We start from the raw sequence: 13,522 nt of genomic DNA, 5'->3' as shown, positions 1-13,522 counted from the left end.
TCGACAGGGGTACTCCAATGGATAACTCAGATGTTCTTCCGCAGTTGCTTGCACGACGGGCGCGTGAAGCGCCGGACAAAATTTTTGCTCTCGAACCGGACGGGGAGACAGCAACCCGTGCCCAGATGAACGTGAAGGCGCTCAAGTGGGCTGGAGTCCTTCGTGACCTGGGTGTGGATGCCGGAGACACTGTTCTGATGATGGTTCCGACAAGTGTCGAGGCGGTGTCTGCCTGGATAGGAATCGGATGGCTGCGAGCAATCGAGACGCCGATCAACACCCAGTACCGCGGGGAGATGCTGAGCTACGCTCTCGAGGACTCGCATGCGAAGGTGATGATCACGCACAAGCAATACTTGGAACAGATCGGCGACGTCATCGAACACTGTCCTCGGGTGGAAACCGTGATCGTGCTGGGTACAGACGGAGCCACGACGAAACTTTCCGGAATCGCGGTACATTCGGCCGAAACCTTGCTCAACGACGCTGTGCCTTTGGCGGAGACGGAACTGATTCCGCCGACCCGAGACGACATCGCAGCGATCATTTATACCTCTGGAACAACAGGACCGTCCAAAGGCGTCATGGTTCCGTGGGGTCAGTTGTACACAATGGCCCACTGGGCTCCGTTGCATCGAGATGTCGGTGCGGAGGACAGGATCTATGCTCCGTTCCCGTTCTTCCACACCACCATCAAGTCTCCGGTTTACGCGATGGCGCAAGCCGGCGGCAGCGTTCTGATTCATGAGAAGTTTTCATCGAAGACGTACTGGCAGAACGTACGTGCATACGACTGCACCGTCGGACTGCTCCTAGGTGGCATGGGGCGGGTCCTGTCGCTGATCCCGGAGAGTCCGGGAGACTCGGACACGCCGATGAAGTTGGTGGTGATGGTTCCCCCGATCGTCGATGTACACGATTTCGAGCGAAGGTTCGGCCTGCGAGCTGGAACTATTTTTGGGATGTCAGAGGTATCGACCCCGCTACTGACACTGGACTGGAACATCACAGACCCTGCCTCCTGCGGTCAACCGCGTCCGGGATGCGAGGTCAAAATCATCGACCCCGATGGCAATCAAGTCGATCCAGGCGTAATCGGCGAACTGATCGTGCGCTCGGAGAACTCGTGGGAGATGAACAAGGGATATTGGAATAAGCCGGAGGCGACCAAGGCCGCATGGAGTGACGGCTGGTTTCACACGGGAGACGCCTTCCGCCGGGATGAGGACAACAATTACTTTTACGTCGATCGGTTCAAGGACGCGATTAGACGTCGGGGCGAGAACATCTCGTCTGTCGAAGTCGAGAACGTGGTTTCGACCCACCCAGGCGTCGAAATGGTTGCGGCCTTGGGTGTTCCGGCGGAACACGGTGACGAGGACGTGAAGATCGTGGTGAAGCGTCTGCCTGGCAGTGACTTCGATGCCCAGTCACTGATCGACTATTTGACCCCGAAGCTCCCGCGATTCATGGTTCCGAGGTACGTCGAATTCGTGGATGAGATGCCGATGACGGTTACACAGAAAATTCGAAAAGTCGATCTGCGAAAACAGGGAGTAACTGCCGATACGTGGGATCGAGAGCAAGCCGAGACCACAGCTGTTCGGTAGGTAGGCCGGTCCCGCGCGAAAAGCGAAGTCGACAAATTCGGAGGTAGGGTTGTGGCAGGTCGTCTAGAGGGCAAAGTTGTCGTCATCACAGGCACCGGTGGCGGGCAGGGGCGTGAAGCTGCACTTCGTTTCGTACACGAAGGCGCAAAGGTTGTAGGGTGCGACCTCAAAGCCGAAGGAAACGAAGAAACGGTCCGTCTGGTAGATCGAGCCGGTGGTCGGATGTTGGGTCTACACCCACTCGACTTAACGGTCGAAGGCGAAGTGGAAAGCCTGATGAAGGCCGCCGAAGCAGAATTCGGCGGAATTGATGTTCTCTACAACAATGCCGGTGCATTTCGGGCAGGTACGCTGGAATCTCAGTCGTACGAGGATTTCGAGTTCAGTTTGCGAGCGGAAATTTCCACTGTGTTCCTCGCGGTGAAGCACGTCATTCCGCGTATGCGCACTCGAGGCGGTGGGTCGATAATAAACGTGGGATCCATAGCCGGACAGGTGGGTACGTCCATAGCTGGCAATCTCCCGGGTGCAGCAGTCCATTGCATCTCCAAAGCTGGGGTGATCCGACTCTCTGAGGTTGCTGCAATCGAGCTTTCGCCTTTGAAAATTCGAGTCAACACCATTTCGCCTGGCGTGATACTTACACCCCAACTCGCCCCTTTCATCGGGGAGAAGGGAGATGAAGGGCTCGCGGCAGAGTTCATTCGGGAATCGTTATCGGATCGTGTGGGCCAGTCCTCCGACGTGGTGAATGCCGCAGTATTCCTGGCCAGTGACGAAGCAGAGTGGATCACGGGTATCAATCTCACGGTAGATGGCGGTTTCGTCGCATCAGGGGGTCGGGGAAAACCTGATTCACGCGTGGCCGAGATTATGCGCCAGATCAAAGGCTGATACGGAGACGCCCCAGACAGCCGGTAGATGGCGTCGACTCCAGAGAGAAATCGTCTTTGGCAGCGCAGTAACCCTTAGAAGAGCTCATCCTACAAGCCGAGTCTGCACTGCTCTAGTCCCTCGGAGAATACCGAAGGACTAGAGGCGGCGAGGGCTCGCATCCCGGAAGCGAACCGGTGGACGGGTCGCTATATCCGGTCCGGACTCACCGGCACTCCAGTTGTGAACGGGCGCTGGTACGTGAGTTCGCGTTCACGTCACGTGGGCGACGGACTGAGCACACGAGAAATGAGAGGCAAAAGATGACAATACTGCGGAGCCATCCAGCAGATGGTGGTGAAGAGTCATGAACGATGATTTGTACATCGTAGGTTCGGCCTGGTCGGACGTCAGCGAAGAGACCGACCTCCAGCTCGACGAGGCCGTCTTCGCCGCCTGTTCCGAGGCGTTGCGCAGTGCCGGTATTCGCCGCCATCAGGTCGGCTTCTCCGTCACCAGTTCGTTGGATCTGTACGACGCTCGTTCTATATCGAATGCGTTGACCGCTCCGGCTGCCGCCGCGTATCTCGGTGACGAAGTACGCGTCGAGGGCGACGTGAGCAACTCCATTCTGCTCGCCGCGTCGCATCTGGTGGCGGGTAACGCAGAGTTCGCCATCGTTGTGGCCGTGCATGTTCCGGAAATCGCGAGCGTCGAGGAAGCCGATATTCGCGGTCTGCACGAGCACATCAGCAGCTACACGTTCGATTCTCACATCGACCGGCCTGTCGGCATGACGTCGTCGGTAACTCTCGGGCTGCATGCATCGTCCTTGCTGGACAACGGCACGGTGGATTGGACCGAAATGACCGAGCGGACCGCGTCCGACATCAATCGTGGTGCGGACCGCGCTCGCGGCCGCCGCGGACCGGTGACCGTCGCCGACGTCGAAGCCTCGCCCGTCGCCGTAGCGCCGCTCACCCAGCTCATGTTGCCGGCATCGTCGGCCGGTGTCGGGGCGATGATTCTCGGTCTCGGCGTCTCCGCGCGACGTTGCCCACGACCGCTGGCGCGTCTGTCGGGCTGGGGCTCGGCCACGAGCCGTTCCAGCTCGGATCCGCGTTGGTTGTCCGACCCGAGCGAAGCCGCTGCAGCCGCACGCAAGCGGGCCTACGCTCGCGCGGCCATCACCGATCCGGCCTCCCAGGTCGCATCGCTCGAGATGACCGATCTGAGCCCGGCACTCAGCTCCGGCCTTCTCACCGCACTGGACTTGGAGTCGTTGTCGGCGGACCAGGTGAACCCGTCGGGTGGTGTTCGTAGTAGCTACCCCGGCATCGCGAACGGAATGCTTCGGGTCATCGAAGCGACCGATCAACTGCAGTCCGGCGGCGCGGTCGTCGTACACGCTGCGGACGACCTATGTGGGCTCGTGACCGCGACGAGCAATGTTCTCGTATTGGAGGCACCGTGAAAGACCATGCAGTGATCAGTGGCGTCGGCATCACGAAATCGACGTCGCCGCGCCGCCAGACCATGTCGAAGTACGAATTGTGCCGACTCGCCGTCGATCGCGCGATTGCTCATTCGGGCGTGTCTCGTACCGACATCGATACCGTCATCATCGGCGACATCGCGGGATTCGAGGCCTCGAGCGTCTCCGCCAAGACCATCGCGCCGCATCTGGGTCTCTCTCCGCTGACGACGGTCATCCCGATCTCCACCGGCGGAACCTCGGGCGGGCATTTGCCGAACCAGGCCGCGACCCTCATCAGGGGAGGCTTCGCCGAACGTGTGCTGTGCGTTGCACCCAACACTTTCGACGGGCCGATCGACTTGGCCGCAGTGATCAACACCAACTCGCCGATGATCATGGAGCAACCACTCGGAATGGGTGCCTCTCATATGGGCGCATTCTTTCCGGCCGCGTACCAGGAAGCGTACGGAATCAGCGACGAGGACCTCATGTACGTCGCAACCAAGAACCGACTGGACGCGGACCACAATCCTTATGCGCATGTCAACAGTTCGTTGGACACCAAGCATGCAGATCGCATGGTCTCCACCCCGCTCCGTCTGGGAATGACCTGCCCGGTCTCGTCGGGCGCGATTGCGCTCGTGGTCACAGCTGAGAGCTTGGCGCGCAACGAATCCGAGAATCCACTGGTTCGCATTTCCGGTTACGGGTCGATCAGTGACGGTTACCTCGGTGGAAAGCGCCGCGATTTCTCGAAGTTCGAGGTGGTCGAGATCATGGCTCGTCGGGCGTACCGAGAGGCCGGAATCCTCAACCCGCTCGAAGACTTCGACGTCGCAGAGTTGTTCAATCCCCTTGCGCCGATGGAATACATGATGATGGAAGCGTTCGGTCTGTGCGAGTACGGGACCGCACCCACTCTCGTCAAGAACGGCACCACGAGCTTCGGCGGCACACTGCCGGTGAACGTTTCGGGCGGAACCGTGTGCACCAACGCCGGCCTGGCCGGCCAGATTGCTCCGGTCGCGCACGTCGCGCTCCAATTGATGGGCCAGTCGGTGTCGAGGCAGGTCGAGGGTGCGAAACGAGGCGTCGCGCACAGTGCCGGCGGGACCTTCTTTCAGTTCCACACGACCACACTCATGGAAACGGTCTCGTGACCTCGCACGTTCCGACCACCCAAATCTACACACGAAGGATCAGACGATGACCGAAACCACCACCACCCCTGACACACTGATTCACGACGTGCACTGGGAGATCGACTACAAGGTTCGCCTCGGTCAGGCATGGACCAAATTCATGCGCGGCCTGCAGAACAAGGAGTTGTGGGCAACGCGGACCAGCGACGGGGCACGCACGTACCTGCCTCCCCAGACCTACGACGAGGCCACCTTCGAGCCGATCAGCGAATGGGTCCAGCTCGAGCCCGTCGGCACGCTCCGCGCGTCGACGATCGTGTACCAAGGATTCGAGGGCGGACCCACCGCGCCGTATGCTGTCGGCGCGATCCAGGTCGACGGCACCGATTCGCTGATCATGCACTTCATCGGTGGGGTCGACCTCACAGACTCCGATTCGGCACGGGCACAACTCAAGTCCGGTACCCGAGTCCGTGCGGTGTGGGCGGACGAACGTACCGCCAAGATCACCGACATCGTTCACTTCGCAGTAGAGGCCTGATCGTGCTCGCGGACGAGGGCGACGCGTCGGTTCCCGAGCTTCGCGTCGGGTTTCGATTCCCCTACGGGGCGGGCGCGATATTCCGCCAGGAAGCGCGGTTCAAGCATCAGGGCTGCAGGGTCCCGAGATAGGGGCCGTCGAACTGCCACCCGTTATGTCTGACGGTCGTCGGGACTCGGGGCTTCGTGAGGAGATCGTGACCATGACAATCGAGGTGGGAACAGAGATTCCCCCGTTCGAGGCACATGTCGAACCGGAACCGATGAAAGTCTTCACGCTGATGACCGACGACTCGAATCCTATTCACTGGAATGCAGATTCCGTGATCGAAGCGGGTCTCGGTGACCGGGTGATCAACCAGGGCGGACTCAACCTCGGTTATGTACTCAGCGCGGTGACAGCGTGGACCGGCTCTCGGCTCAGTGTGATCGGCACTCGCGTGCGGTTCTTGGGCAACGCATTTGCCGGAGACACTGTGGTCGCAGGCGGGTGCGTTGCTCAGATCGACGCCAGCTCGACACCCGCACTCGCAACTGTGAACGTATGGCTTCGCCATGAGGACGGAACGGATCTACTTTCCGGGACCGTGACCGTCCGTCTCCCCGACAACGAAAAGTGAGACCCTGATGCGCCAAAGCTTGCGCGATGCGTTCGACCACTCCCTGACTCTCAACGCAGGCTCGACGGCGATCGAATTCGGTTCGCACCGAACGACCTACGCAGAATTGGATCGGTGGGCTGACGCTATTGCCGCACAGCTGGCCGGTTACGGGATCGGACCGGGCGACCCTGTTGCGATCTACCTGCACAATTGCCCGGCGTTCTTCGCCGTCGATGTTGCCATTGCCCGTCTCGGTGCAGTGAAAGTTCCGCTGAACTACATGCTCCCTACAGGCACCGTCGGATACAGTCTTGCGAAAGCTGGGGTCCGCGTACTGATCGCCGGCACCAAGCTCGCCGACTCTGCACGAACCGCGGCCAGCGGTCTCCCTGATCTCGTACTCGTGGAGGCATGCGAAGACGACAGTGCCGCGCCTACCGGCGACAATGTTCTTGTCGGCCAACCGGATGCCGAGAGTGCACCGGTGAAGCAACCGGAACTGGGCACCGCGGTGACACCGGCCAGCCCAGCGGCGTTGTACTTCACCGGCGGTACGACAGGAATGCCCAAAGGTGTGCTGCACAGTCAAGCTTCCACGGTCGCGTTTCACTACGCGCAGTTGCTCGAAGCAGAGATCACGCAGGACGAGCGGCTACTGCTGATGACCCCCCTGGCGCACGCCGCAGGATTGTTCGGCCAATCCGCACTCATTCGCGGTGCGACGATTGTCCTGACCGATGGGTTCGACGCCGCCAAAACAGCTGCGCTGCTGACCGAATCGCGCATCACGTGGGTGTTCCTGGTGCCCACGATGATCTACCGTCTGATCGACGTTCTGGAAGGAACCGAGAGTCAGCTGGATCTGCGGACCGTCGTCTACGGTGCCGCACCCATTGCTCCATCCCGACTCGAACAGGCGCTGGCCATGTTCGGGCAGGTCTTCATACAGCTCTATGGGCAGACCGAATCGCCCAACTGGGGAACTCGATTGGGCAAACACGATCACGACATCACACGTCCCCATCTGCTCGGATCCTGTGGCCAAGCGTCGATCATGGCCGACGTCAAGATCGTCGACGATGCCGGTCGCAGTGTCGGACCGACCGAAACCGGTGAGATCTGCTTGCGCACGCCATACCTACTCGACCGGTACATCAAGGCACCCGAAGCCACCGAGGAGAAGTTTCTAGACGGGTGGATCAGGACGGGCGACATCGGAATGCTCGACGCCGCGGGCTATCTCTACCTACTCGACCGCAAGTCCGACATGGTGATCTCCGGCGGAATGAACGTGTACTGCCGAGAAGTCGAAGACGTACTCACCACGCACCCGTCGATCAAAGACGTTGCGGTCATCGGTATCCCGCATCCGGACTGGGGTGAAGCCGTGCATGCTGTAGTCACCACCACCGAATCCGACTTCGATGTCGATGCGGTCCTGCAGTGGACCCGTGGCCGACTGGCCGCCTACGCGCGCCCGAAGAGCATCGAAATCGTGGCGTCCCTACCCGAGACACCGTTCGGGAAAGTGGACAAGAAAGTTCTCAGGGCTCCGCATTGGTCCGAGCAGGCAAGGGCAATCGGATGAGCGGCACGACGGGGCGCGCCGTCCGCACCGCACCGGTCGTCGACCCAGGGCCCGACCCTCGCCCGCAGCTGAGCGTCGATTCTGCCACCCCGAAGATTATCGGGTGGGTCTGCACGCAATGCGGTCATCCACTGGCACTGTCGGCACCGTGGTGCCCCATCTGTCGCGGGGAGCTCACCGACGCCCTCTGGGGACCCGGTGGCCAGGTGTGGTCGTCGACCGTCCTGCGAGTGCCGTTGCCCGGCCGCACACCTCCGATGGTGTTGGTCTACGTCGATCTCGACGACGGGCCACGCGTACTGGGGCATGTCGACGCTGCAGACGTCCAGCGGCTCCACGCGGGGACGCGCGTGTCGCTCACCGGGGCGTCATCCGAAGGCGACTTGCTGTTCGTGTCCGAATGATCAATTACACAATACGAAAGGCTCGACAGTGGACGCATTCATCAGGGGCGTTGGTACTTCGATGTTCGGAAAACAGCCGGAACTTACCGCGTCGCAGTTGATCTGGACTGCAGTGACGGAAGCACTGTCGGACGCGGAACTCGACCAACCCGACGCCGTCTTCGTCGGTACCTGTTTCGGAGAGCCCGGGATCGCCCAACGTGCGCTGCATCGAATGGGTATCACCGGCCTGCCCATCACCGTGATGGAGAACGCCTGCGCGAGCTCGACTCACGCGTTTCACGAAGCTGCCACCGCAGTCGACTCGGGCCGGTACTCCAACGTTCTCGTCGTCGGCGTCGAGCACTTGACCTCACGCTTTTCGGGAGCGATCCCGGTCGACCCTCGAGATTTCGAAGGCCGCGCTGGGCTGGGTTTGCCTGCCCTGTACGCGATGTCGGCCGCACGCTATCAGGATCGCTACGGCGTGACCGACGAGCAATTTGCATCGATCTCGGTCAAGAATCACGCGCACGGAATGCACAACCCGCGCGCTCAACACCGATCGCCCGTCACGGTGGAGCAGGTCTTGGCCTCGCGCATGATATCCGATCCGTTGACGTTGCTTCAGTGCTGCGCCATCGCGGACGGGGCAGGTGCGGCGGTAGTCAGCGGCACCCGACACTCGTCACGCGACATCAAGGTCCGTGGAAGCGCCATGCAAACCGGTGGGCTCTGGAATCAGAAGGCCGAGAACGTGTGGGGTCACGACTTGATCGAGTTCACCGCGAAAAGCGCCTACGAGGCAGCGGGTGTCGGCGTCACCGACATCGATGTCATCGAGTTGCACGATGCCTTCACCATCGGCGAGATCGTCACCACGGAGGCGCTGGGCATGGCGGACCTCGGTGAGGGGGCGTTGTTGGCTGCGCGCGGGCACACCACCGTCGGCGGCGCGCAACCGGTCAACCCCTCCGGTGGTCTGCTGTCGAGGGGACACCCTCTCGGTGCAACAGGTACTGCGCAGGTCGCGGAACTCGTCTGGCAGCTACGGGGCGAGGCCGGTCAACGACAGGTCTCCGGCGCGCGCCTCGGTTTGCTCGAGACAATGGGCGGCGGAGCAGGCGGCGTGGACGGTAACGCCTGTGTAGTAGCAGTTCTGGAGGCAGCTGATCACTGAGTCGCCGCGAGTCGTTGTCGATGCCATGTTGCCGGACACCATCGACAGCGCGACGGACGCTGCCGTACAGGAGTCCGTTGGTCAATTCACGTCGAACACGTTCTCGGTTGAGGCCGGAACGTGTTCTATCAGTAGAGGCAGCCATGACCGTAGGAACCGACGTCCGGCGCGAGAATCCGCGGTCAAAGCGAACGCAAATTTTGACGGCGGCGATCGACCACTTCGGGAAGATGGGATACGAGCACACTAAGTGGGCTTCCATCGCGGACGAGGTCGGTATCGGTCAGACCACGCTCTACCACTATTTCGAATCCAAAGCGCACTGCCCGCTGACAATAATGCGGATCGAACTCGCCGACTCCGCCGCCCGCTTCGTGGCCGCCACCGAGGGCCTGTCGCACGCCGATGGTGCGCTGCGAGCGGCAATTGCCGCGTCGTTGACGGCCACGCCTCAGGACGCCTTGGCTCGTCGCATTCTGCACAACCACATGGACCTCCTGGCGACCGAACGTCAGTCCGCGAAGGAGGAGGCCGAACGAGTCGAATGCCACGCACTCGTCCAACGAATCGAGCGGGATTGGACTGCATTGGTCGGCCAGGGGATCGAGGGGGGCCAGTTCGCCGAGTCGAACCCAAGGATGTCTGCGCGACTGGTGCTCGCTCTGTTGGTCAGCGTGTGGCGGTCGTGCCGACTTGACGGTCGCCTGACGATAGACGAGATCACTGCGCTGGTCACGGACGCGGCCATCCGGATCGTGCGGAAGTAGCTGCTCGAGCTTTATTCTGGGGCCTAGTATTGCTATCCAAACTGAACAGAATCCGCCAGGCAATTCACTCCACTTAAAACTCGCAGCCGCCTAGCGTGGCAGGCTGCTGGCGCAGACCCACAGGGTCATCGACTTTTAGACCGCTCGTTGAGACATCTGCTCTCCGCCCTCGGACTCACCGTCCGCATACGGCACTTGGTTTCAACATCGAGGTGGTAGTCAGCCTCGTCGCATGGGCATCGGATACTTCATCCTCGTTCAACGCTTGCCGACCAACGTCAGCTACGAAGGACGCCCCGTCGTCGCCAAACCCATCATCGACGCCTCAATCGAACGAAGTACGCTGCTGGCCTCATCATCCGGATTCCGACAGACACGACGCGCACACGCGTTGATCGGATTCTCAAAAACCGGATTCTCACACGGACCTGACGTCCTGAAAAGTCGGCCCCGCCTGGCGTCCGAACCTATGGCGATGACGAAACCTGCCCGCTCGACGCCGAAGCGCTGATGCAAGTCGTCCCCGGATCGCGGACGCCTGGCCTGGAGCGATACTTGTCCAGCAAATTGGTGGATGAATGCGGTGTGGCCCGCAGTGCATTCCCCCCGACCCAATGGCGATCTGAGTTCGCGCCGAATGAGTCTCGTTGTCACGAGTCCGCACAGAGCGTCGATCGCCAGGACGCTCTCCGTCCACCCGATACCGTGGCTGTCCGGCACCGATCAGGACTGTCCGGTGTCGGAGGATCGGAGACAGTTCGGTGTAACGAGAGTGTCACAAGTCGGTACGATCGGGCATGGACTGGCCCGGACGGTGATGCACGAAAAGCGTTGCAAATAAACAGATCCGGAGTCCAGCGTCGTTCAGTTGGATCCACTTCCAGGGACTTAAAATTCGCACAGTGTCGGTTCGAGTCCGACTGGGGGCACCAGAGTCCATATGGATGCAGGTTTGTGAACCGGGACAGTGCTTTTGGGGTGGTAGCGTGGACTTCGGTGGTCTACTACGGATTTGAGTGGACAACCGAGACAGCGGATTTCGGATCCGTGTGGGGTGTACATTTTCCGTAGCCGTATCGGTGGATTCATGCCGCTCAGGGCTGGTTTTCGCGATGTATGGTCGTCTCTGCGGTTGGCCGGTGTCACGAGGTTGTCGCAACTGGTGCTGTTCGACCTCGGCGATACCCGCAACCCTACGACTTCGTTTGTCGAAGAGGTTGTGCTGAAACGGGTTTCGCAAGTATGCAGTCAAAGCGGCGGTAGCTCTGGGTTCGACGAAGCGGTCTCGGATGACGCCATCGAAAATTGCATTTTCCGCACCGTCTTGGCTGAAACGCCAGTTCAGCACAGTTTTCGCTCCGCAGCTCTGTCGGTGACCTGCGCTAGGCTGCCGTTACGGACTTCCGGCCAGGCAGAACACCCGCGGTGAGCACATCGGTCGGCCGTGTGGAACTTGCAACTGCGGCCGTGGAGCCGGAGATCCCACCGGCCGTCGCGAAGCGGATCGCGAGAGCGGTGGAATCTTCGCGGTCGGAGGGGACGCGGCGCACCTACGCCGCCGGGTGGCGACGCTTCGCCCGCTGGTGCGAACGCGAGGGACATGCCGCATTGCCGGCGCACCCGGTCACCGTTGCCGCGGATCTCGTCGACGCCGCAGATACCCGCACCGAAGCGGGGGAGCGGTCCTACGCCGTCTCTACCTTCGGGACCTGGATCGCCGCGATCAACCACCAGCACCGCACCACCGGACACCTCTCCCCGTCCGCACACGAACTCGTCACCGCCACCCTGTCCGGGAACGCCGGGAGTACGCCGCCGCGGGGGACCGCGCCCGCACCCCGCGAGACCCGTTGCTTGTCGATGACATCAAACTCCTTGTCGAGACGGCCCGGAAGCGGTGTCGCGGGTGGGCCGACGAGGTCCTCGAACGCCGTGACTCGGCAATTCTGCTCCTCGGCTTCGCCGGCGCATACCGCCGGAGCGAGTTGTCGGAGATGGCGTGTGGGGACGTCACTGTGCATCGGTACGACGGCCTCCACATCCGGTTGCGGAAGTCGAAGACCGACCAAGAGGGCAGAGGAGCGGTGAAAGCGCTGCCGTACACCGACTCTCACGAGACCTGCCCGCCATGCGCGTACGTTCGCTGGGTCCAGATCGTCGGCGCATTCGACGTCAGCGGCAGGCCGTCGGTCATCCGACTGCTTCGGAAGCGGCAGCCTTTCACCGAGCATATGTGCCGTGGGGGAGTGCCCCGCACCGCCGCCCGCGCACCGTTGCTCCGCGCAGTGGCGAAGAACGGCAACCTGGGCTCAACGGCACTGTCCGGAGCTGCGATCCACCAGACCATCCGTCGCCGCGCGGACCACGCGGGGTTCGACCCCGCAGCTCTCGCCAAGTTGGGCGGTCACTCTCTCCGGGCCGGCTTCGTCACCCAAGGTACCCGCAACGGCGCCGACGGCTCCTCAATTGCGCGGCAAACCGGCCACGCCAGCCTCGACTCCGTCGAGGTGTACCGACGCGAACATGCGCCACTCACCGGCAACGCCGTCAGCGACATCGGACTTTGACCAGGACCAGTCCGATTGGCTCGTCGCGCGGGACCAGACTGCTTCGACGGTTTTGTCTCAGGTCCGTGATAAACCTTTAACTCAGTGTGGAACAAGCCATGACAGAGCGGACGTACAAATGACCTCTGCAGTAGACCGAATGTGGAACATCAGAGATGCGTTCCTACTCTGGCTGTACGAAGAGGCGGCGTCCGGCAACCGCCACCCGCACATCAATATCGACGCTATCCACGAAGCGGCGGGCTGGGCAGCCGAACCAATGACCGAGGACGAGGTTGCAGACGCGACCAACTACCTCAAGGCCGAAAAGCAAATCGACGGCCCACAGGCATGGGGCGGCGGTGTCATTCGCCCCTCGATTACATCGACCGGTGAAAAACAGGCTGCCACCGGGATGTCGGTGCGACCTGGAACAGAACGTCCAGCAAACGTCACTGGTATCACAAACAACTTCAACATCACCACCCACGGAACAGCAAACCTGGCAGTGAATAGCAGCGACTTCACGCAGACCATCACGGTCGGAGAGAAGTCGCAAAACATCGTCAATGTCGCGGATGCGCTGGATCAATATGCCGCGCAGGAGCCACCGAACGCGACAGACGTGCGGCGGGTCGCCAGTGACCTTCGGTCCGCAGCATCGGACCCCGATGCCAACAAGGTCAGTCTCCGAGGTCTCCTTGGCAGCGCGATTGCGGCAGTGGCCATCGCCGCCTCAACCGAAGTCGGTCAACAAGTCACCGAACTCGCTGTGGGCACGCTTCAGTCACTGGGCTGAGACGACCACCGACTT

The 13,522-nt window shown here is 61.3% G+C and carries 11 protein-coding genes and 1 pseudogene; all 12 read left to right on the top strand.

Going from position 1 to position 13,522, the window contains the following annotated elements; genetic code table 11:
- Nucleotides 1–17: 17 nt before the first annotated feature.
- The 12 genes and pseudogenes from O4220_RS13120 to O4220_RS13065 all read left to right on the top strand — a co-directional run bounded on the left by O4220_RS13120 (nucleotide 18) and on the right by O4220_RS13065 (nucleotide 13,507).
- Complete coding sequence (locus O4220_RS13120; RefSeq protein ID WP_269604827.1) at nucleotides 18–1,610, top strand: AMP-binding protein; 1,593 nt, start codon at nucleotides 18–20, stop codon at nucleotides 1,608–1,610.
- A 51-nt stretch (nucleotides 1,611–1,661) separates the two neighbouring features.
- Nucleotides 1,662–2,504 carry an SDR family NAD(P)-dependent oxidoreductase gene (locus O4220_RS13115; protein WP_269604826.1) on the top strand — a complete coding sequence of 281 codons (843 nt, stop codon included), beginning with the start codon at nucleotides 1,662–1,664 and terminating at the stop codon, nucleotides 2,502–2,504.
- 346 nt (nucleotides 2,505–2,850) lie between these two features.
- A complete protein-coding gene (locus tag O4220_RS13110; protein ID WP_269604825.1) occupies nucleotides 2,851–3,957 on the top strand; it encodes a hypothetical protein in 1,107 nt (368 codons plus the stop codon).
- The gene (locus tag O4220_RS13105; protein ID WP_269604824.1) at nucleotides 3,954–5,120 is read left to right on the top strand and encodes a thiolase family protein; all 1,167 of its coding nucleotides are present in this window, start codon (nucleotides 3,954–3,956) and stop codon (nucleotides 5,118–5,120) included. Before O4220_RS13110 ends, O4220_RS13105 begins: the two co-directional genes overlap by 4 nt.
- A 46-nt stretch (nucleotides 5,121–5,166) precedes the next feature.
- A complete protein-coding gene (locus O4220_RS13100) occupies nucleotides 5,167–5,643 on the top strand; it encodes a Zn-ribbon domain-containing OB-fold protein (protein ID WP_269604823.1) in 477 nt (158 codons plus the stop codon).
- A 202-nt stretch (nucleotides 5,644–5,845) separates the two neighbouring features.
- Nucleotides 5,846–6,262, top strand: a complete 417-nt coding sequence (locus O4220_RS13095) for a MaoC family dehydratase (protein ID WP_269605395.1) — start codon at nucleotides 5,846–5,848, stop codon at nucleotides 6,260–6,262.
- A 7-nt stretch (nucleotides 6,263–6,269) separates the two neighbouring features.
- On the top strand, nucleotides 6,270–7,832 hold the full coding sequence (locus O4220_RS13090; protein ID WP_269604822.1) for a class I adenylate-forming enzyme family protein: 1,563 nt from the start codon (nucleotides 6,270–6,272) through the stop codon (nucleotides 7,830–7,832).
- On the top strand, nucleotides 7,829–8,236 hold the full coding sequence (locus O4220_RS13085) for a Zn-ribbon domain-containing OB-fold protein (RefSeq protein ID WP_269604821.1): 408 nt from the start codon (nucleotides 7,829–7,831) through the stop codon (nucleotides 8,234–8,236). The genes O4220_RS13090 and O4220_RS13085 overlap by 4 nt, the downstream gene beginning before the upstream one ends.
- Before the next feature lie 61 nt (nucleotides 8,237–8,297).
- The gene (locus O4220_RS13080; protein WP_269604820.1) at nucleotides 8,298–9,395 is read left to right on the top strand and encodes a thiolase family protein; all 1,098 of its coding nucleotides are present in this window, start codon (nucleotides 8,298–8,300) and stop codon (nucleotides 9,393–9,395) included.
- 143 nt (nucleotides 9,396–9,538) lie between these two features.
- Nucleotides 9,539–10,162, top strand: a complete 624-nt coding sequence (locus O4220_RS13075; RefSeq protein ID WP_269604819.1) for a TetR/AcrR family transcriptional regulator — start codon at nucleotides 9,539–9,541, stop codon at nucleotides 10,160–10,162.
- Between the two features lie 1,446 nt (nucleotides 10,163–11,608).
- Nucleotides 11,609–12,729: pseudogene (locus O4220_RS13070) on the top strand (integrase).
- Nucleotides 12,730–12,847: 118 nt separating this feature from the next.
- Nucleotides 12,848–13,507, top strand: a complete 660-nt coding sequence (locus O4220_RS13065; RefSeq protein ID WP_269604818.1) for a serine recombinase — start codon at nucleotides 12,848–12,850, stop codon at nucleotides 13,505–13,507.
- Nucleotides 13,508–13,522 lie beyond the last annotated feature (15 nt).

Source organism: Rhodococcus ruber (genome assembly GCF_027270735.1).
In the GTDB taxonomy this organism is placed as follows: domain Bacteria; phylum Actinomycetota; class Actinomycetes; order Mycobacteriales; family Mycobacteriaceae; genus Rhodococcoides; species Rhodococcoides rubrum_A.
Note: the sequence above shows the minus strand (reverse complement) of the source record. Positions and strands in the feature narration are given on the sequence as shown.